15 protein-coding genes are annotated in these 19,433 nt (G+C 75.0%); 8 read left to right on the forward strand and 7 right to left on the reverse strand.

The window, feature by feature from the left end:
* Positions 1-2 precede the first annotated feature (2 nt).
* Positions 3-956: a DUF1177 domain-containing protein gene (locus ACIP5K_RS07325; RefSeq protein WP_401406105.1), complete on the reverse strand. Its 954-nt coding sequence runs from the start codon at positions 954-956 to the stop codon at positions 3-5.
* 129 nt (positions 957-1,085) lie between these two features.
* Here ACIP5K_RS07325 and ACIP5K_RS07330 point away from each other — a divergent pair, with 129 nt between their 5' ends.
* Together ACIP5K_RS07330 and pepE are read left to right on the forward strand one after the other, a co-directional pair.
* Positions 1,086-1,901, forward strand: coding sequence for an IclR family transcriptional regulator (locus ACIP5K_RS07330; protein ID WP_401406108.1), 816 nt, complete (start codon positions 1,086-1,088; stop codon positions 1,899-1,901).
* 46 nt (positions 1,902-1,947) lie between these two features.
* Positions 1,948-2,667 (forward strand): dipeptidase PepE, encoded by a 720-nt coding sequence (pepE, locus tag ACIP5K_RS07335; protein WP_401407534.1) that lies wholly within the window; start codon positions 1,948-1,950, stop codon positions 2,665-2,667.
* Between the two features lie 15 nt (positions 2,668-2,682).
* Here pepE and ACIP5K_RS07340 read toward each other — a convergent pair whose 3' ends face one another.
* The 3 genes from ACIP5K_RS07340 to ACIP5K_RS07350 all read right to left on the reverse strand — a co-directional run bounded on the left by ACIP5K_RS07340 (position 2,683) and on the right by ACIP5K_RS07350 (position 6,230).
* Entirely contained in the window at positions 2,683-3,276 is a 594-nt protein-coding gene (locus tag ACIP5K_RS07340) for a GtrA family protein (RefSeq protein WP_401406111.1), read from the reverse strand.
* A gap of 88 nt (positions 3,277-3,364) precedes the next feature.
* Positions 3,365-4,507 carry a B12-binding domain-containing protein gene (locus ACIP5K_RS07345; RefSeq protein ID WP_401406114.1) on the reverse strand — a complete coding sequence of 381 codons (1,143 nt, stop codon included), beginning with the start codon at positions 4,505-4,507 and terminating at the stop codon, positions 3,365-3,367.
* 28 nt (positions 4,508-4,535) lie between these two features.
* A complete protein-coding gene (locus ACIP5K_RS07350) occupies positions 4,536-6,230 on the reverse strand; it encodes a PP2C family protein-serine/threonine phosphatase (protein WP_401406117.1) in 1,695 nt (564 codons plus the stop codon).
* 174 nt (positions 6,231-6,404) lie between these two features.
* On the opposite strand from ACIP5K_RS07350, the gene ACIP5K_RS07355 reads away from it, so the two are divergent.
* Complete coding sequence (locus tag ACIP5K_RS07355; RefSeq protein ID WP_401406120.1) at positions 6,405-7,286, forward strand: alpha/beta fold hydrolase; 882 nt, start codon at positions 6,405-6,407, stop codon at positions 7,284-7,286.
* On the opposite strand, the gene ACIP5K_RS07360 is transcribed toward ACIP5K_RS07355, so the two are convergent.
* Together ACIP5K_RS07360 and ACIP5K_RS07365 are read right to left on the reverse strand one after the other, a co-directional pair.
* On the reverse strand, positions 7,255-8,145 hold the full coding sequence (locus ACIP5K_RS07360; protein ID WP_401406123.1) for an oxygenase MpaB family protein: 891 nt from the start codon (positions 8,143-8,145) through the stop codon (positions 7,255-7,257). The genes ACIP5K_RS07355 and ACIP5K_RS07360 overlap by 32 nt on opposite strands.
* Before the next feature lie 146 nt (positions 8,146-8,291).
* Entirely contained in the window at positions 8,292-10,031 is a 1,740-nt protein-coding gene (locus tag ACIP5K_RS07365; protein ID WP_401406126.1) for an MFS transporter, read from the reverse strand.
* Positions 10,032-10,264: 233 nt separating this feature from the next.
* Between ACIP5K_RS07365 and ACIP5K_RS07370 the strand changes: the two genes are divergently transcribed.
* From ACIP5K_RS07370 to ACIP5K_RS07390, 5 genes are all read left to right on the forward strand, one after another.
* Positions 10,265-12,463: an acyl-CoA dehydrogenase gene (locus ACIP5K_RS07370; protein ID WP_401406129.1), complete on the forward strand. Its 2,199-nt coding sequence runs from the start codon at positions 10,265-10,267 to the stop codon at positions 12,461-12,463.
* Between the two features lie 462 nt (positions 12,464-12,925).
* Positions 12,926-13,831: a LysR substrate-binding domain-containing protein gene (locus ACIP5K_RS07375; RefSeq protein ID WP_401406132.1), complete on the forward strand. Its 906-nt coding sequence runs from the start codon at positions 12,926-12,928 to the stop codon at positions 13,829-13,831.
* Positions 13,832-13,894: 63 nt separating this feature from the next.
* Entirely contained in the window at positions 13,895-15,073 is a 1,179-nt protein-coding gene (locus ACIP5K_RS07380) for a CaiB/BaiF CoA transferase family protein (protein ID WP_401406135.1), read from the forward strand.
* Positions 15,073-16,254: an acyl-CoA dehydrogenase family protein gene (locus ACIP5K_RS07385; RefSeq protein ID WP_401406138.1), complete on the forward strand. Its 1,182-nt coding sequence runs from the start codon at positions 15,073-15,075 to the stop codon at positions 16,252-16,254. Before ACIP5K_RS07380 ends, ACIP5K_RS07385 begins: the two co-directional genes overlap by 1 nt.
* 60 nt (positions 16,255-16,314) lie before the next feature.
* The gene (locus ACIP5K_RS07390) at positions 16,315-17,523 is read left to right on the forward strand and encodes a lipid-transfer protein (protein ID WP_401406141.1); all 1,209 of its coding nucleotides are present in this window, start codon (positions 16,315-16,317) and stop codon (positions 17,521-17,523) included.
* Between the two features lie 13 nt (positions 17,524-17,536).
* Here ACIP5K_RS07390 and ACIP5K_RS07395 read toward each other — a convergent pair whose 3' ends face one another.
* Positions 17,537-19,363 carry an NAD-binding lipoprotein gene (locus tag ACIP5K_RS07395; RefSeq protein ID WP_401406144.1) on the reverse strand — a complete coding sequence of 609 codons (1,827 nt, stop codon included), beginning with the start codon at positions 19,361-19,363 and terminating at the stop codon, positions 17,537-17,539.
* Positions 19,364-19,433: the final 70 nt, after the last annotated feature.

Below are 19,433 nucleotides of genomic sequence, written 5' to 3' on the forward strand. Positions count from 1 at the left end.
CGTCACGACTCCGTGGGTGTGGTGCCGAGGGTCTGGAGGTGGGTGAGCGAGCCGTAGCGGCTCACGAGGGCGTCGAACTCCGCCGCGTCGTGGAAGTCGAGGCGCCCGCCGCCGAAGCCCTTCGCGGTCTCGACGGCGAACCGGGCGGCGGCCGCGATGTCGCTCTCGTGGCTGGCGCCGGTCTGGCAGCCGGGGACCGCCGCGGCCGAGGTGACCGCGAGGCCGACGACCGGGGCCGCGGTGGCCGTGGCCGGCTGGAGGATCGAATTGATGTGGTGTGCACCGTTACCGTACGGGGTGATGTCCTGCGTGGTCACGGGGTACGTGACCAACGGCTCACCGGTGACGACCGCGAGGAGCTCGCCCAGCTGCTCGCTGACCCGCAGCACCCACCCCTCCTTGACCGTGGGGGACAGGGCGAGGCCCTTGTGGTTGATGATGCGGTTGCCCTTGGTGGTGTCGATGGAGAGCACGGCCTCCATGTCGGCGGTCACCTCGTGCCGGTTCATCGTGGCGATGTCGACCGGCGAGTCCATGAACGGCACCGGGTCGTGCGGCGCGGTCGGCGCGTCCGGGCAGACGTGCGTGGCGACGACGACGTCCCCGTCGAGCACGTCGCCGCGGCGGCGCATGTCGAGCAGCTTCGCGGCGGTGGCGAGCGCGGCGGCGGCGCCGTCCGCGTCGGAGACCAGGCCGATCGTCCCGGGCCGGGCGCCGACCCCGCCGAGCCGCCCGACGACGCCGAGCGTGCGGGCGTCGCCGCCCCGGCTGCGGCCCCGGGCGCCGGGGACGCGGACGAGCACGAAGTCGGTCGAGCCGCGCTCGCCCCGCACCGTGGTGACCTCGGCGCCGGACCCCTCCGGGCCCGCGACCGAGTCGAGATAGGCGACGGCGCGCTTGCCGTCGGCGTCGGGGTCGTCCAGCAGATCGACCACGTCCAGGACGTACTTCAGCATGCGGGTCCCTCTCCCTGCTCGGCGCCCGGTCGCGGGTTCCACCGGTGCTGACAGCAGGTTCGGGATCCGATAGCGTTGTCGGCAACTGTTTCCCGTTATCTGCAATACGAGTCTGGATGGTGAGATGCCGTGACCGAGATCCCGCTGGACCGGAAGACCCCGGCCGGCGCCCTCCAGACCGTCGACCGGGCGCTGCTCGTCCTGCTCGCCTTCGAGCGGACCCGGCCGGACTGGGGCGTCACCGAGGTCGCCGCCGAGTTCGGCTGGGACACCTCCGTCGCCCAGCGGCTGCTCTCCACGCTGGCCGGGCGCGGCTTCCTGGTGTCGGACCCGGCGACCCGGCGCTACCGGATCGGCCCGGCCGTGCTGCGGCTCGGCCGGCTCTGGGAGCGCTCCGGCTCCCTGGAGCTGCTCGCCGGACCGGTCCTGGAGGAGCTGCGCGCGGCGACCGGCGACACGGTCTTGTTCTGCCTGCCCGACAACGTCCACATGCGCTGCGTCGCGGCGGTGGAGGGGGAGGCGGGGCCGCTGCGCTACTACCCGCTGGTCGGCGAGCTGTACCCGGCGCACGCGGGCGCCACCGCCAAGTCGTACTACGCGTTCCTGCCCGACGAGCAGCGCCACCGGCTCTTCCGGGGCCGCCCCATGGCCCGCTTCACCGAGCGCACGGTGACCGAACCGGACGAGCTGGAGCGGGAGTTCCGCACCGTCCGCGCTCAGGGGTACGCCTGGACGGTCGGTGAGTACGACGCCGGGATCGGCACCGTCGCCGTGCCGGTGTTCCTCGGCCGCGAGCCCTACGGGAGCCTCAGCCTCGGCGCGGCCAAGGAGCGCTTCCCCGACGGTCCTGACGACCGGCTCGACGCGCTGCGCAGGGCGGCCCGCCTGCTGGAGCAGCGCCTGACCCACCCGCCGCAGCATCGGCGCCGCGCCCGCGCCACCTGACCCCGTCCGCACGACCGCCGTCTGGAGCCCCCCTCCCGTGTCATCCGTGAACCTGCTGCTGCTCTCCAACTCCACCCAGCACGGGCGGGGTTACCTCGCCCACGCCCTGGACACCGTCACCGGGTTCCTGCCCGCGCGGGCCCGCCTCGCGTTCGTGCCGTACGCGCTCGCCGACCACGACGCCTACACGGCGAAGGTGCGCGGCGCGCTGGAGGGGACGGGCATCGAGGTGCGCGGCGTCCACGAGGGCGGCGATCCGCGGGCCCGGCTGGCCGCCGCCGACGCCGTGTTCATCGGCGGCGGCAACTCCTTCCGGCTGCTGAGCGCGCTGTACCGCACCGGGCTGCGCGACGCCCTGATCGGGGCGGTCGGCGCCGGCCTGCCGTACATGGGCGCCAGCGCGGGCACGAACATGGCCGCGCCCACCCTGCGCACGACCAACGACATGCCCATCGTGCAGCCGCCGTCGTTCGCGACGCTGGGCCTGGTCCCGTTCCAGATCAACCCGCACTACCTCGACCCGGACCCGTCCTCCACCCACAAGGGCGAGACCCGCGAGCAGCGGCTGACCGAGTTCCTGGAGGAGAACGACGTCCCCGTGCTCGGGCTCCGCGAGGGCTCCTGGCTGCGGGTGGCCGGGGAGCGGGCGACGGTCGAGGGTGAGCGCCCCGCCCGCCTCTTCCGCCGGGCCGCCGAGCCGCGGGAGCTGCCCCGCGGCAGCGATGTGTCCGAACTCCTGCGCGGCGAGCCGCGGTTCGACGCCTGACGCGGGCCTCGGCCCTCAGGCGGCGGGGACGAGGGCCGCGGCGCCGACCGCGGCGGCGGGCAGCGGGCAGGCCGCGACCGGCACCTCCGCCCGGCGGCGGGCGAAGGTGACGAGCCGCAGCACCACGAAGCGCGCGACACCGGTGAGCGCGGAGGCGGACAGATAGACCGCCTGCTCCAGGGCCGGGCCCGGCGCGTCCACCGCGTACCGCAGGCCGGCCACCGCCAGGCACGTCACCACGTACGCGCCCACGGCCGACCCGGCCGACTGCGCGTGCTGGCTCCAGCTCGCCCGCCCGCCGGCGCCGAAGGTGAACCGGGCGTGCAGCTCGGTGGCCAGCAGCGTGGAGACCACGGTGACCAGCGCGTTCGCCAGCGCCCACGGGAGGTGGTGGGCGACGGCCGTCACGGCGAAGCTGGACGCGACCCCCACGCCGCCCCCGCAGAGCACGAACCGGGCGAACGCCACGGCGGCGCCCGGGGCCGCGCGATCCGCTCCGCGCCCCCGCTCCTGCCCGGTCGGCCCGGTCGGCCCGATCAGTCCGGTCGGTCCGGTCAGTCCGGTCGGTCGTCTCTGTCCGGTGTGCTGTCGCTTCCCGGTGTTCCCCATGGTCCCCGCCCCCGTCGATGCCCCGGCGCACCACTGCGCCCGGCCAGTGGTGCCACTATGGCACATCGATGGCGCCACGACGAGTCATTTATGGCGCGACGGGTGGCGGCCCCGTCCGGCGGCCGTCCCGCGCCCCGGCCGGCGGGCCGAGGACGGCGCGCGCCGCGTCGATGATGCCGAACGCCCGCGGGAAGTCCTTCAGTTGGGCCACCAGCGAGTCCAGCGCGACGAGCAGGCAGCGCGGTGGGACGCCCCGGGCGGTCAGGATGTCCGCGGACCACGCGGTGAACCGGGCGAACAGGTCGGCGGAGTCGACGTAGAGGGCGGTGGCGAGGTGCGTGACGAGGTGGTCGATGCCCAGGGCGGCGCGCTCGTTCTGGTACCGGCTGTAGCCGCGCGTCTCGGGAAAGCTCTCCTCGACGTCCGCCCAGGCCCGCGCGACCAGCTGCCGCTGGACCCGGCGGACCATCGTGTACTCCTCGTCCGCCAGGTGCGGCAGATCCGCCTCGGGCGGGCGGACCCCCTGCGCCCCGCGCGGCCGGCGCGGCTCCCCGGCGAGCAGGGCGGCGGCGCCGGGCGCGTCCCCGGCCCACTCGGCCCGCATCTGCCGGGCGTAGCGCCCCCGCGGGCCGAACGCCGGCCCGCCCGCGATCACCGGGAACCCGGCGCCCTGGCAGGAGCTGATCGCGTTGTGCGCGGCGGGCAGCAGCGTCTCGACGGACAGGGACAGCAGCACCGCCCGGGTCCGGGTGTACCGGGCGTGGGCGATCAGGTGCTCGGTGGGCACCTGCGCGCCGAGGTGGTCGACGCGCCAGCCGCGCAGCCGCAGCACCTCGCTGACCAGCCGCGCGGGCAGCGCGTGCCACTCGCCGTCGACGCACGCCACCAGGACCCGCCCCGCCGTCGTGCCGGGCAGCGCCGGGGCGGCGGTGTCGGCGACGGCCGCGACGCACCGCTCACTGATCGCCGTACCGGCGTGCTCCTGGGCCACCGTGATCTCGTTGGCCGCCCAGGCGTCGCCCAGCCGGACCTGGACCGGGGCGATCAGGCCGAGCAGGATCCGCTCGGCCGCGGCCCGCATCCCCGCCGCCGTGGCGGCGTCCGTGCCGAGCGCGCCGCGCACCACGGCGACGGCGCGCGTCTCGTCGCCCGCGTGGAGCGCCTGCCACAGCCGCTCGCGCGGCCCGGCGAGCGAGCCGGTCCCGCCGCCGTCGTCCGTGCCACCGCTCACGCCGCCCACCCTTCCCGGGCCGAGTCGTTCACCGGTCACCGCCCGGAGCCGGACCGGTCGCCGAGGTCGCCGGGGTCGCGCGGTCGGTGGGCGGTGCGGACGGCCGCCCGGGTGCGCCGATCGCGAGGACGGCCATGTCGTCGTGCGGGCCCTCGCCCAGCCACTGGGCGGCGATCATCTGCACGCGCTCGGTGACCGCCTCCGGCGGCAGGCCCGCGCACGGGGCCAGCACCGCGCGCAGCCGCTCCTCGCCGAACAGCACGCCGCCCAGCGGTCCGCCGCGCGCCTCGGTGATCCCGTCGGAGTACAGCAGGCAGGTCTCGCCCGGCTCCAGGACGACGTCGGCGCTGGTGAACTCCAGGTCGTCGACCGCGCCGAGCAGCGTCCCGCCGGCCGGCACCTCCTCGACCCGGCCGGTCGCGCGCACGACGAGCGGGGCGGGGTGGCCCGCGCTGGTCACGCGCAGGCGCACCCGGTCGCCCTCGCGGACCGCGCCGACCAGGACGAGCGTCACGAAGGGCGTCCGCCGGGCGGTCAGCAGCGCGCTGTTGAGGAGCGTCAGCAGCCGGGTGTGGTCGGCGGCGAACGGCAGGAGCGCCTGCACCGCGTGCCGCACCCGGCCCGCCACGACCGCGGCCTCGATCCCCTTGCCGCACACGTCCCCCAGCACCACCAGCGCCCCGTCCTGCGGCGCGGCCCCCGGGTGCAGGTCGTAGAAGTCGCCGCCGACGCGCTCGCCCGTGGTCGAGCTGCGGTAGCGGCCGGAGAAGCAGACGCCGTGCACCCGGCCGAGGTCGGGCGGCAGCAGATCGCGGGTCAGGACCTCCGCGAAGCGGGCCTGGCGGGCGTGGCTGCGGGCGAGGGAGAGGGCGGCGCCGGCGCGCGCCGCGAAGAGCCGGGCGAAGCGTTCCTCGGCGGGGGTGAACGCCGGGGTGCCGGGGCGGCGCAGCAGGACGAGACAGCCGGCCGGGGCGCCGTGTCCGGGCAGCGGCACCGCGACCACCGACCCGACGGCGCCCGCGCCCTCGTCCGCGAACCCCTCGGGCACCGCCCAGGGCGGCACCGTCCGCGGGTCGGCCCAGAGCGAGGACAGGCCGGGCAAGCCGCGTAACGCCTCGGCCAGGCCCGGCAGCCGGCCGGGATCGAGGGCGATCCGCTCCTCCGTCACCGGCCCGCCCGCGCCGCACCGGGTGACGGGGAAGGTCCGCCCGTCGCTCGTCCCGACGAGCACCGCCGCGTCCGCCAGTCTCCGGGCCGCCCACCGCACGGTCACCTCCCGGCAGTGCGCCACGTCCAGGGAGGCGAGCAGGTCGGCGGACAGCTCCTGGAGCAGCCCGGCCCGCGCCTGCGCCTGCGCCCGTTCCCGCTCCCGCGCGCCGTCGGACGGGGCGGCGTCGTCCACCAGCCACCAGGTCACCGTCCCCGCCGCGCCCGGCCCGGCCAGGGCCCTGACCGGCAGCTCCCCGATCCGGCCCGCGGCCCAGGGCGGGGAGCGGCGCGGCCCGTCGGCGGCGTGCCGCAGATGGGCCTCGGCCAGCCACGCCGGGCCCGCGTCGGCCAGCGCGGCACCGGCCGCGAGCCCGGGGAGCAGGGCGGCGGCCCGCTCGTTGTACGACAGCACGGTGCCCGCCGCGTCGGCCGTCACCGTCGGATACGGGTCGGCGCACCGCGTGGCGGCGGGTTCCGCGGCACACGAGTTCTTCTGCTTCGGCAAGGCGGTCATCCGTCCGGAACCCACGGGCCGGGGCCGCCCGCGGGTGCGGCCCAGATTACCGACGGCATATGACGCGTGGCCGCACTTCGCCATACTTCTGACAGCCTTCCCCGGCTGCTGAATAATCCGCCCCGCGCCGGGGCCGGTGCGCGGGGCCGGGACCGGCCGTGGCAGGCTTCCGGTATGCCGATCATCCCCGTGTCCGACGACGTGTCCCTGGCGTACGAGACCTTCGGCGACCCCGGGGATCCGCCGGTCCTGCTCGTGATGGGGTTCGGCGCCCAGATGATCGGCTGGCACGAGGACTTCTGCCGGGCCCTGGCGGCCGGCGGCCGGTACGTGATCCGCTACGACAACCGCGACTGCGGGCTGTCCACCAGCTTCGACGACCACCCGGTCGACGTGGGCGCGTTCGTCGCCGCCGTCGGCTCGGGCGACCTGCCCGCCGCCCTCGCGATGGCCCCCTACCGGCTGGCCGACATGGCCGACGACGGCCTCGGGCTGCTCACCGCGCTCGGCATCGACCGCGCGCACGTGGTCGGCGCCTCGATGGGCGGGATGATCGCCCAGACCATGGCCCTCTCCCACCCCGGGCGGGTGCTCACCCTGACCTCGATGATGTCCTCGACCGGCGAGCAGGAGTACGGCCGCCCGACCCCCGAGGCGCAGGCCGTGGTGTCCGCGCCGCGGCCCGCGGACCGCGCGGGCCACATCGCCGCGGCGGAGCGCGAACTGGTGTGGGCCTCGCGGCGGTACGGCGACGCGGCGGTGCTGCGCGACCTGGCGGCCCGCGGCTACGACCGCGCCCACCACCCGGCGGGCCTGGGACGGCAGCTCGCCGCGATGATCCTGAGCGGCTCCCGCGCCGAGGCCCTGCGCGGACTGCGGGTGCCGACGCTGGTGATCCACGGCCTGGACGACACGCTGATCGACCCCAGCGGGGGCCGGCGCACCGCCGAGCTGGTGCCCGGCGCCGAACTCCTGCTGCTCCCCGACATGGGCCACGACCGCCCCCGCCAGCTCTGGCCCCGGCTCATCGACGCCCTGCTGGCCCACACCGGCTGACCGGCCCGTCCGGCGCGTCCGGGAACGTGCCGAGGTCGGCCACCCGGAAGCCGTGCGGATAGCCCCGCACCTGGGGGCTCTGACGGGCGAAGCGCGGCACGCGGCGCGGCGGCAGCAGCCGCACCAGCCGGCCGCGCAGCCGCATCCCGCCGCGCACCGCGCGCTCCAGGACGGCGGGCGGCGCCCGGTAGCCGAAGGCCGCGCGCATCGGCGGGTCCATCAGGCACACGGTCGCCCGGCGCATCGCCGCGCCGAACGGGCCCGGGTACCAGGACGCCATCAGGTCGAGCGTGGCCTCCGAGACGGCGCGCCCGCCCTCGTCGTAGGCGAAGCTGCGGCGCTCGTAGTCGTCCATGAACTCCTCGAACTCCGCGTACGTCCGCGGGATGTCCTTGATGTTCATGCGCCGGCCCAGCGCCCGGTAGTACTGCGTGGACGCGCGGATCTCGTGGTCCGACAGCGGGCGCCAGCCGAACGCGTCGAGCCACCGCTTGGGGACCACGACGAAGGTGGCCAGGACGTACCGGAAGTCGTCGTCGGGGATGGCGTAGGCGCCGTGCATCCGGTTCATCCGGCGGATCGCGGTGCGGCCCTGCTCCGCGTCCATGCCGTGCTCGCCCACCGCGTCGAGGAGGAGCACCGTGTCGTCGTAGCGCTTCTGCGTGCGCTCGGTGAACTCGCCGGTGCGCGCGAGGAGCCGGCCGATGCTGGGGACGGCGTACGTGCGGTAGAGGGCGAAGCCGAGCGCCTGCATGAAGTCCCACGGGAACTCGTGGGTGGTGCTGATCCCGTAGATCTCCTCGTAGTCGCGGTCGGGGTCGAGGGCGAGGATCCGCCGGAGGTGGTCGTAACGCTGCACGGTGGGAGCACCCTTCGTCGTGCGGCGGCGCGGTCGCCGCGTTCTCCCTCCGCATGGTCGCGCCTCGGCACGGCTGAGCACAGAGCGCGAACGCGCCGGGCGGTCGCCCGGCGCGTTCGCGCTCTGTGCTGGGACTGGCTGGTGCGCTACGGCTGCGCGACCGCCGCCGCCTCCAGGGCCAGGTCCACGTCCACGGCGCGGTCCTCGCCGTGGTGGGTGGCCGCCGAGGCGCGCGGGGCGTGCCCGGCGGCGCTCGCCGCGAGGACGTAGGAGCCGCCCTCGGGGACCGCCAGGGAGTAGCGCCCCTCGGTGTCGGTGAGGGCCGCGCCCGCCCGGCGGCCGCGGCGGTCGATCAGGGTGACCCTGGCGCGGGGCACCGGCTCGCCCGCCGCGCCGAGCACCCGGCCGCGGAAGGCGGCGAGGGCCGCCTCGGCGCGCGCCAGGTTGGCGTCCTCCTCGCTGCTGGCCCGCAGCTGCACCGTCGCCGCCCTGCGCCGGGGCAGGAACAGCGCCAGCACCACGCCGACGGCGACGGCCGCCGTGGCGATCAGGAACGAGACGCGGAAGCCGTGCATCGTGGGGATGGTGGCGCCGCCGACGTGGTCGGCGGTGTTGGCCAGCACCATGCCGATGACCGCCGACGACACGGACGTGCCGATCGAGCGCATCAGCGTGTTCAGGCCGTTGGCCGCGCCCGTCTCGGAGGCGTCCACGGCGCCGATGATGAGGGCGGGCAGCGAGGAGTAGGCGAGGCCGATGCCCGCGCCGACGACCACCGCGATGACGATGGTCTGCCAGGCGGCGCTCATCAGGCCGAGGCCCGCGCCGTAGCCGACCGCGATGATCAGCAGGCCCAGGATGAGGGTGACCTTCGGGCCGAACCGGGCCGACAGGCGGGCGTAGACGGGGGCGGTGAACATCATCGTCAGGCCGAGCGGCGCCACGCACAGACCCGCGACGACCATCGACTGGCCCAGGCCGTAGCCGGTCGCCGACGGCAGCTGGAGCAGCTGGGGCAGGACGAGCGAGATCGCGTAGAAGGCGACACCGACCATGATCGAGGCCAGGTTGGTGAGCAGCACCTCGCGCCGGGCCGTGGTGCGCAGGTCGACCAGCGGCGCCTTCAGGCGCAGCTCCATCACGCCCCAGCCGAGCAGCACGGCGAGCGCCGCGCCGAACAGGCCGAGCGTCGTGCCGCTGCTCCAGCCCCAGTCGCTGCCCTTGGTGATCGGCAGCAGGAACAGCACCAGGCCGAGCGAGAGCCCGAGGGCGCCGGCTATGTCGAAGGTGCCCCGGGCGCGCAGCGGGCTCTCCGGGACGACGGCCAGCGTCAGGCCGATGGAGACGACGCCGAGGGCGGCGGCGCCGAAGAACAGCGCGTGCCAGTCGGCGTGCTGCGCGATCAGCGCGGCCAGCGGCAGGGCGAGACCGCCGCCGACGCCGATGGAGGAGGACATCAGGGCCATCGCCGAGCCCAGCTTCTCGCGCGGCAGCATGTCGCGCATCAGGCCGATCCCGAGCGGGATGGCGCCCATGGCGAAGCCCTGGAGGGCGCGGCCGACGATCATGACGAGGAGCTGGTCGGTGAAGCCGCACACCAGCGAGCCGACCACCATGATCGCGAGGCTGGTGAGCAGCATCCGGCGCTTGCCGTAGAGATCGCCGAGGCGGCCCATGATGGGCGTCGAGACGGCTCCGGCGAGGAGGGTCGAGGTCATCACCCAGGTGGCGTTCGAGGGTGCGGTGTCCAGCAGCTCGGGCAGGTCCTTGATCACCGGCACGAGCAGCGTCTGCATGACCGCCACGACGATGCCGGCGAAGGCGAGGACGGGGACGACGCCCCCGGTCCGTCGGGGAGTGGGCGTCGGCTGGGACGGTGCTGACATTGCGGAGGGCCTCCGGAGGGCAGGTTCGGATCGCCTGTGCGGGCGGAGTGCGAGCGGGGGTGCGTGTAGGTCGAACCTGTTCGCTCGGGCGACTATTCCGATGTTTGTCGTACGAGCGTGAACCTTGACCTTTTCATTACATGGGACCTCGCCGGGGTCGGGCGGCGGTGGATTCTGACTTGCCGTCAGATGTGCTCTTCCGCTCTACTGGAACGTGTTCTACCGTGCGCCGCATGGGGACCGCCGACAGTGCCTTCATCGCCATCACTCAGGACCAGCGGGAGCTCGCCGCCTCCGTGCGCGGCTGGATCGCCCGCGCCGCACCACCCGACGAAGTGCGCAAACTCCTGGACGCCCCCGCCGCGCCGGGCCACCGCCCCCCGTACTGGGACAGCCTCGCCGCGCAGGGCCTGCTCGGCGTGCGGCTCCCCGAGGCGTACGGCGGCGGGGGCGGGAGCCTGCCCGATCTCGCCGTGGTCGTCGAGGAGGCGGGCCGGGCCGCGCTGCCGGGACCGTTCCTGTCCACCGTCCTCGCCGCCGAGGTGCTGGCCCGCTCCGGCGCCCCGGACCTGGCCGGGCGGCTCGCCACCGGAGAACTGATCGGAGCCGTCGCCCTCACGGCCGGGGGCCTGAGCGCCGTCGCCGGACCCGACGGGCTCGTCCTCGACGGGACCGCGCCACCCGTCCTCACCGGCGCCGACGCCGACGTCCTGGTGCTCGCCGCCGACAGCGCGGACGGCGTCGTCTGGCTCGCCGTCGACGCGGCCACCCCCGGACTCGCCGTGCGCGCCCACGACAGCGCCGACCCGACCCGCCCCACCGCCGAGATCACCGCCCGCGGCGCCACCGTGCCCGCCGCCCGCGTCCTCGCCGCACCCGGCCCGACGGTCCGCGACCTCGCCGCCGTACTGTTCGCCGCCGACGCCTGCGGCACCGCCTCCTGGGCCCTGCGCACGGCCGCCGAACACGCCCGGGTGCGCGAGCAGTTCGGGCGGCCCATCGGACAGTTCCAGGGCGTCAAGCACCTCTGCGCCGACATGCTGCTCCGGGTCGAGCAGGCCGGCGCCCTCGTCTGGGACGCGGCCCGCGCCCTCGACGAACCCGACCCCGCCGCGGCCGGCGCCGGGCTCGTCGCCGCCCTCGCCGCCGCGACCGCCCTCGACGCCGCCCACAGCTGCGCCAAGGACTGCATCCAGATCCTCGGCGGCACCGGCTTCACCTGGGAGCACGACGCCCACCTCTATCTGCGGCGGGCCGTCGTCGCCCGGCAGCTGCTCGGCGCCGGCGACACCCACCGGCTGCGCGCCGTCCGCCTCGCCGAGACCGGCGTCCGCCGCGAGCTGCGCCTCGATCTGCCCGCGGCGGCCGGACCGTACAGGGCCGAGGCCCGCCGCGTGGCCGAGAGCGTCCGCGGCCTCGACCCGGGCGCCGCCCGCCGCGCCCTCGCCGCCACCGGCTACGCGGCCCCGCACCTGCCCGCGCCCTACGGACTCGGCGCGGGGCCGGTCCAACAGCTCGCCGTGCAGGAGGAATGGGCGAACGCCGGGGTGCGCGTCGCCGACCTCGGCATCGCCACCTGGGTCGTCCCCTCGCTGATCACCCACGGCACCGCCGAGCAGCGCGACCGCTACCTCCCCGCGACCCTGCGCGGCGACCTCCTGTGGTGCCAGCTGTTCTCCGAGCCCGGCGCCGGCTCCGACCTCGCCTCGTTGCGCACCCGCGCCGAACGGCTGCCGGACGGCCGGTGGCGGATCAACGGGCAGAAGGTGTGGACGAGCGCCGCGCAGTGGGCCGACCACGGCATCCTGCTCGCCCGCACCGACCCCGGCGCCCCCAAGCACAAGGGCCTGACGTACTTCCTCGTCGACATGAAGCACACCGCCGGCATCGACATCCGGCCGCTGCGCGAGATCACCGGCGACGCGCTCTTCAACGAGGTCTACTTCGACGACGTCCTGCTGCCCGCCGACGCCGTCGTCGGCGAGGTCGACGACGGGTGGCGGGTCGCCCGGCACACCCTGGGCAACGAACGGGTCCACATGGCCGACCAGCTGACCTTCGACACCGGCCTGGAGGCGCTGCTCGCCCGCGCCGGGGGGCTCGACGGTGCCTGCCGGGCGCGGATCGGGGTGCTTCTCGCCGAGGCGCATGCGCTGGCCTGTATCGGGCTGCGGACCACCCTGCGGCAGGTCGCCGGGGAGGCGCCGGGGGCCGGCGCCTCCCTCCGCAAACTCGTCCAGACCCCGCATCAGCAGCGGGTCGCCGAACTGGCCCTCGAACTCCTCGGCCCCGCCGGGGCGCTCCGCGAGGGGCCGGGGGAGCGCGCCCTGCACGGCTTCCTCCTGTCCCGCTGCCTCACCATCGCCGGCGGCACCACCCAGATCCAGCTCAACGTCATCGCCGAACGCCTCCTGAACCTCCCCCGAGACTGATTCCGTCCCCTCCCACGCGCGCCACCGTCGTGGCTGGCCGCGCAGTTCCCCGCGCCCTCGTTGCGGCTGGCCGCGCCCGTGGTTGGTCGGTCGGGCGCGCCACCGTCGTGGCTGGTCGCGCAGTTCCCCGCGCCCCTGAGGCATGCGCTGCGCGCAGCCTCCCCTTGAGGCAGCGCTCCGCGCGCCTCCACTGCCTGAGGCTGCGCTTCGCGCGCCTCCACTGCCTGAGGCCGTGCTCCGCACGCCTCTCCCAGGGGGCGCCTCCCAGATGAGATAGCGCACGCAGTGCGCATCTCAGGGGCGCGGGGAACTGCGCGAGAAGCGGCCACCGGGCCGCGGATGGAGAGCGACCCGGGGGCGCGGGGAACTGCGCGAGAAGCGGCCACCGGGCGTCAGGTGGAAGTGGACCCGGGGGCGGGGCGGCGGCAAAGGTGAAGGAGGGGCACCCGTATTGTCGCCGCGGTGGAGCTGAGACATCTCACCGGATTCGTCGCCGTCGCCGAAGAACTGCACTTCGGCCGCGCAGCGGAGCGCCTGCACATGGCCCAGTCGCCGCTCAGCCAACAGATCAGGCTCCTGGAGCGCGACCTCGGCGCCCGCCTCTTCGAACGCACGACGCGCACGGTCCGCCTCACCCCGGCGGGCCACGCCCTGCTCGACCCCGCCCGCAGCCTCCTGGCCGACGCGGCCACCCTGCGCCGCACCGTCCGCTCCGCCCACCTCGGCGAGACCGGCCGCGTCACCGTCGGCTTCGGCGGCGCCAGCGCCTACTCCGCGCTCCCGGCCCTCACCCGCGCCGTCAACTCCGAACTGCCGGGCGTGGAGCTGGTCCTGGAGAGCCAGATCTTCACCGGGGAGGCCCTCGCCCGGCTCATCGACGGCACCATCGACCTCGGCGTCGCCGCCCTGCCGGTCCGCCGCGGCATCACCGCCCGCGTCGTCCGCGCCGAGCCCCTGGTCTGCGCGCTCCCCGAGGGCCACCGGCTCGCGGCGAAGGACGGGGTCACCTTCGCCGACCTGCGCCGCGAACGGTTCGTGACGTTCCCCGTCGCCCGCGGCTCGGCCGTGCGCGAGGCGATGGTGCAGGGCTGCCACGACGCCGGGTTCGCGCCGCGCGTCGCGCAGGAGGCCCCGGACTCGTACAACCTGCTGGCGCTGGTCGGCGCGGGCGTCGGCGTGGCCGTGGTCGTGGGGTCCGCGCGCTCCATCCACCTGGAGCACGTCGTCTTCCGGCCGCTGGTGGGCGCCGACGTGCCGGTGCTGCCCATCGCGCTCGCCTGGCGCACCGGCAACGACAGCGCGGCCCTCGCCGCGGTCCTGGACGTGGCCGGGCGGGTCCTGCCCACCCCCGCCGACCATGTGGATTAGCGGCACACTCGTAGCCGTAATCAGTCTTGGACAGCACTTAATGCGCGGGGCACAGTGATCGGTATGACCGAGCCGCCCGCGCCGCCGCAGGCCGTACCGCTCGCCGGGATCAAGGTCGTCGACCTGTCGAAGATCCTCGCGGGCCCGTACGCCACCATGTCCCTCGCCGACCTCGGCGCCGACGTCACCAAGGTCGAGCACCCCGGCGGCGGCGACCCGACCCGCCGCTGGGGCCCGCCCTTCCAGGGCGGGGACGCCACGTACTACCTGGCCGCCAACCGCAACAAGCGCTCGGTGACGCTCGACCTCAAGACCCCCGAGGGGCAGGCCGAGGTGCACCGGATGCTGGCCGGCGCCGACGTCGTGGTGGAGAACTTCCGGCCCGGCTCCACCCTCGCCCGCCTCTTCGACCACCGGGCGCTCACCGAGCGGTACCCGCGCCTGGTCGTCCTGCACATCTCCGCGTTCGGCGAGAGCGGCCCGATGCGCGACGAGCCCGGCTACGACATGGTGGCGCAGGCCGCCGCCGGCCTGATGTCCCTGACCGGCGAGACCGAAGGACCGCCGGTCAAGGCCGGCTTCGCGATCGGCGACCTCGGCGCCGCGCTCTTCGGACTCGTCGGCGTCACCTCCGCCCTCGTCGAGCGGGCCCGCACCGGCCGCGGCCAGTACGTCACGACGTCCCTGTACGAGACCCAGCTGGCCCTGCACGTCAACTGGGCCACCGCCCACTTCGCCACCGGCGAGCGCCCCGCCCGCCTCGGCTCCGGCCACCCGAGCCTCGTCCCCTACCAGGCGTACGAGGCGTCGGACGGCCACTTCGTGATCGCGGTCGGCAACGACGACCTGTTCCGCGCGCTGTGCGCCGCCCTCGGCCTCGACGGGCTCGCCGACGACGAGCGGTTCGCGACGAACGCCGCCCGCGTCGCCCACCGGGCCGTCCTCAACGCCCGGTTGACGGACGTCCTCGCCCGGCGCACGGTCGGACAGTGGTGCGACGCGCTGAAGGCGGCCGGGGTGCCCGCGGCCCCCATCCGCCACCTCGACGAGGTGTACGCCTGCCCGCAGACCGCCGCCCTCGGCATGGTCCAGGAGGTCGAGCACCCGGTGGCGGGCACGATCCGCCAGGTCGCCTTCCCGGTCAGCTTCAACGGCGTACGGCCCGCCGTGCGCACCGCACCGCCCACCCTCGGCCAGCACGACGACGACCACCCCCGCACCCAGCAAGGAGCCCGAGCCTGATGCCGTTCCCCGCACTCGACCCCGTCGACCCGCTGCACCTCGAAGCCCTCCTCACCGACGAGGAGCGGGCGGTGCGCGACACCGTCCGGCAGTACCTCGACGACAAGGTCGAGCCGCACATCGCCGACTGGTTCGAGGCCGGCGAACTGCCCGATCTGCCCGGCCTCGCCCGGGAGTTCGGCACGATGGGCCTGCTCGGCATGCACCTGGAGGGCTACGGCTGCGCGGGCACCTCGGCGCGCGCGTACGGCATCGCCTGCCGCGAGCTGGAGGCCACCGACTCCGGCCTGCGCTCCTTCGTCTCCGTGCAGGGCTCGCTCGCCATGTTCGCGATCCACCGCTTCGGCTCCGAGGAACAGAAGCAGGAGTGGCTGCCGAAGATGGCCGCGGGCGAGGCCATCGGCTGCTTCGGCCTGACCGAGCCCGACCACGGCTCCGACCCGGCGTCCATGACCACCCGGGCCCGCCGCGACGGCGGCGACTGGATCCTCGACGGCCGCAAGATGTGGATCACCAACGGCTCCGTCGCGGCCGTGGCGGTCGTCTGGGCGCGGACCGAGGACGGCGTGCGCGGCTTCGTCGTGCCCACCGACACCCCCGGCTTCTCCGCGCCGCTCATCAAGCACAAGATGTCGCTCCGCGCGTCGGTGACCAGCGAGCTGGTGCTGGACGGCGTCCGCCTCCCCGCCGCCGCGGAGCTGCCGGCCGCGCGCGGCGTCGGCGCCCCGCTCACCTGCCTCAACGAGGCCCGCTACGGCATCGTCTGGGGCGTCACCGGCGCGGCCCGCTCGGCCTGGCGGTCGGCGCGCGACTACGCCCTCCAGCGCGAGCAGTTCGGCCGGCCGATCGCGGGCTTCCAGCTCACCCAGCAGAAGCTGGTCGACATGGCGCTCGAACTGCACAAGGCGACGCTGACGGCCCTGCACCTGTCGGCGCTCAAGGACTCCGAGGCCGGTGTGCACCCCGCGCAGATCAGCTTCGGCAAGCTGAACAACGTCCGCGAGGCCATCGAGATCTGCCGCACCGCGCGCACGATCCTCGGCGCCAACGGCATCTCCCTGGAGTATCCGGTGATCCGCCACGCCAACAACCTGGAGTCCGTCCTCACCTACGAGGGCACCACCGAGATGCACACCCTCGCGCTCGGCCAGGCACTGACGGGACACGCGGCCTTCCGTTAATCGCCCCGCCCTGCCACTATCTGACGATCCGTCAGCTAGTGGCAGGAGGGCCGCGCAGCCATGAGGTCGTACATCGTCGGCGTCGGCATGACCAGGTTCGAGAAGCCCGAGACCCGCGACTGGCAGTACTGGGACATGGCGAAGGAGGCGGGCGACGCAGCGCTCGCCGACGCCTCGATCACCTACGCGGACGTCCAGCAGGTCCCCGTCGGCTACTGCTTCCAGCCCTCCACGGCCGGGCAGCGCGCCGTCTACGAACTGGGGTTGACGGGCGTGCCCGTCTACAACGTCAACAACAACTGCGCGACGGGCTCGACCGCGCTGATGCTGGCCCGCCAGTTCGTCGAGGGCGGCGTCAGCGACTGCGTCCTCGCGCTCGGCTTCGAGAAGATGCGGCGCGGCGCGCTCGGCGGCGGCGCCGACGGCGGCGACTTCAAGACCTCCCCGGTCGCCCGCCACTACGCCGTCATGGCCGCCCGGCACGGCTTCGAGATGAGCCCGCCCACCGCCCAGATCTTCGGCGACGCGGCCCGCGAGCACGGGGAGCGGTACGGCACGACCGCGGCGCAGCTCGCCGCGGTCGCCGTCAAGAACCACCGCCACTCGGTCGGCAATCCGTACGCCCAGTTCCGGGACGCGTACACCGCCGACGAGATCCTCGCCGCCCGGACCATCCACGCCCCCCTCACCAAGCTCCAGTGCTCGCCCACCTCCGACGGCGCGGCGGCGGCCGTCGTCGTCTCCGAACGCTTCGTCGAGGAGCGGGGCCTGGGCGACCGCGCGGTCGAGATCGTCGCCCAGGCGATGACCACGGACACCGCCGAGTCCTTCGACTCCGGCTCCTGCGTCGACGTCGTCGGGCAGCCCGTGTCGCGGGAGGCCGCCCGGCAGGTCTACGAGGCGTCGGGGCTCGGCATCGACGACGTCGACGTCATCGAGCTGCACGACTGCTTCTCCATCAACGAACTGCTGACCTACGAGGCGCTCGGCATGTGCGCGCAGGGCGAGTCCGGCAAGCTCGTCGAGTCCGGTGCCACGACCTATGGCGGCCGCTGGGTGGTGAACCCCTCCGGCGGTCTCATCTCCAAGGGCCACCCGCTCGGCGCCACCGGCATCGCCCAACTCGCGGAGCTGACGTGGCAGTTGCGTGGCACGGCGGACGCCCGTCAGGTGCCCGGGGCCCGCGTCGGCCTCGCCCACAACATCGGGCTCGGCGGCGCGGCGGTGGTGACGATGGTGCGGCGGGCCGACGCCGGGGCGGCGGGCTGACGGCGGGTGGGCCCTAGGGCGGGTCCGGGAGGTCGCGCATGACGGCGATGACGGTGTCGGCGTCGCCGAAGACCACGCGCTCGGCCTTGCCGGGATTGACCCGGACCCCGAACCCGGGTCCCGCGCCCGCCCCCGCGTCGAGCCGGTAGCCGATGACGGAGCGACCGCGGCGGCGGCCGGCGGCCACGACGTCGGCGAAGGCGACCTCGCGGCCCAGCAGGACGTAGTCGGCGGCCGGGCCGAGGTGGATCCGGTTGCCGCCGGCGCTGAACAGCTCCTCGAACAGCGCGGCGGTCCGCGGGTTCTCGCTGATCTGCGTCATCAGGAGGCTGATGAGCCGCCCGCTGACGACGAAGTCGGTGCCGGGGCTCATGGGGGCGATCAGCCGGTCCCGGTCGTCGGACAGCTCGGCGGCCACGTGCAGGGAGCGGCCCGCGGCCCGCTCGGCGGCGCGCAGGTGCAGCAGGGTGTCCAGGACGTGGTAGTCGGAGTCCGCGGTGCCCGCGTCGCCCGTCGCCTCCGGGCCCAGCACGATCACACTGTCGTAGGCCAGGACGTCCAGGCCGGGCGGGAGCCGGGGCCCGCCGGCCACCAGGTCCAGGCGCGCGCCGGGACCCGCGTACCGGTCGAGCTGATCGATGATCAGCGGGGCCCTGCGGTTCCACCCCATGAGCAGCATCCGGGCCGGTCCGAGCGCGCGCGTCGCCGTCGCGGCGAGCACCGTCCCGTCGTGGGGGAGCGGCGCGTCCGACACCTGCGCGGTCGTGTCGTTCTCCGTGATGAGGACGATGCGGTCGTGCGGGGTGAGCACCGTGGCGGCGGGCGGGTTGAGCGCGGGCCCGCCGTCGGGGCGCAGCAGGCCGACCACGCAGGAGTGCGGGTACGACAGCAGCGCCTCGCCGTAGGTGCGGCCGGTCAGCGCGGGCTCGTGGACGGTGTGGAACTCGCTGCCCGCGAAGTCCAGCAACTCCTGGTGCACCACCGAAAGTCCGGGCTGGCGCGAGCACTGGGCGAGGAGGCGGGCGGTGATGGCGTCGATGTCCAGGACCCGGCCGCCGGGGCCCGCCGCGAGCACCGCGGCCGGGTGGTGCGCCGGTTCGCGCACGGCGGCGACGACGGTGGTCGCGGTGTCGTCGCCGACGACGACGCCGAGCGCCAGCAGCGTCCGTACCACCGTGCGGTCCCCGTCGCGGTCGCCGGGCGACAGGACGATGACCGCGGCGGCCGTGTGCGGGCTGACCCGGGCCAGCACGGCGGGGTCGGTGGGCGAGCCGCTGCGGCAGACCACGCGGGTGGTGCCGGTGGGCCCCACCTTGGTGGTGATCTCCTCCTCCATCTCCACCTTGTCCCGGGGCGCCAGCAGCGCCACGGTGGCCCGGCGCCGGTGGGCGTTGGCCGTCACCAGCTCGGAGATCACCGGGAACACCTGGTCCGACCAGCCGAGGACCACGGTGTGCCGCTCCTCCACGATCGTCGAGCGCCCGAGCCGCAGTTCGAGGATCTTGTCATTCATGCCGGTGGTGATCACGCTGACGAGGGTGGAGACGAACAGCAGGCTGACCAGCGCGAGCAGCACCGACAGCACGACGTAGGCCGGCGCCCCGACCGCGCCCCCGATGCGCAGGGTGGCGCCGACGGAGGCCCACACGGCCGCCGCCTGCCCCGCGAGGGTGGTGGGCACGGGCCGGCCGACCAGCACCTGGGCCACGCTCGCCGGCACGACGACGGCCAGGCAGGCGAGGGTCAGACAGGCCACCAGGGTGAGGGTGCTGCGGGCCAGGAAGTTGTCGAACCAGTACCGCAGCCGGGTACGGACCCCTCCTGTTGCCCGTCCGCGCATCCACCCGCCCTCCCGTCCCGCCCGGTGCGACGGATCGGTCCTACCCCCGGCGCCGGGCGCGGCCACCCCC

The sequence above is a fragment of the Streptomyces sp. NPDC088785 genome (genome assembly GCF_044750685.1).
In the GTDB taxonomy this organism is placed as follows: domain Bacteria; phylum Actinomycetota; class Actinomycetes; order Streptomycetales; family Streptomycetaceae; genus Streptomyces.